Origin of the sequence: Secundilactobacillus angelensis, from assembly GCF_012641075.1 — a bacterium.
In the GTDB taxonomy this organism is placed as follows: domain Bacteria; phylum Bacillota; class Bacilli; order Lactobacillales; family Lactobacillaceae; genus Secundilactobacillus; species Secundilactobacillus angelensis.
Map to the genome: position 1 here is coordinate 1 of NZ_JAAXLJ010000071.1, position 561 is coordinate 561.

1 protein-coding gene is annotated in these 561 nt (G+C 38.5%); it reads left to right on the forward strand.

Translation table 11 applies throughout. From position 1 onward, the window contains the following. Positions 1-492: transposase (locus HC026_RS12400; RefSeq protein ID WP_168926208.1), on the forward strand; the 492-nt coding region annotated here is incomplete at its 5' end. Positions 493-561: the final 69 nt, after the last annotated feature.

Genomic DNA, 561 nt, shown 5'->3' on the forward strand with positions numbered 1-561 from the left:
CTTGATCAAGCTCGTATTCAAGCTTTTCAGACGATCTCTGATCACCGTTCACGTCTCTATCGAATATTAAAATCTCATTGGCGCTTATTCCATCAAAATCAGGATACAATCAACGACGTTAAATCCATCTATTTACGTGGTGTTAACGAATATATGACGCAGCAGAACGCCATCGACTTAATCCTATCGGCCTTTCCACGCTTCGCTGCTGTTTATGCGACTTATCAAACAATTTTAACTGCAATTAAACAGCGAAATGTTACCCAATTAGCTGCCTTAATTGACCATTATCAACGTAATCGAACCAGTATGGATACTGTAATGAACACCTTCAGAAAAAATCGTCAGGCCATCTTGAATGCCTGTCGCTATAGTATTTCTAATGGGCCCTTAGAAGGTATCAATCGTAAAATTAAGACATTAAAACGTAACTGTTATGGCTTCCGTAATCTCAATAATTTCTTTAACCGCATTTCACTAATCCAGAAATAGTAAAAAGCACAGCCACAAAATGTGACTGTGCTTACGAGCATCACCAATACGATTTGACGATGACCCAAA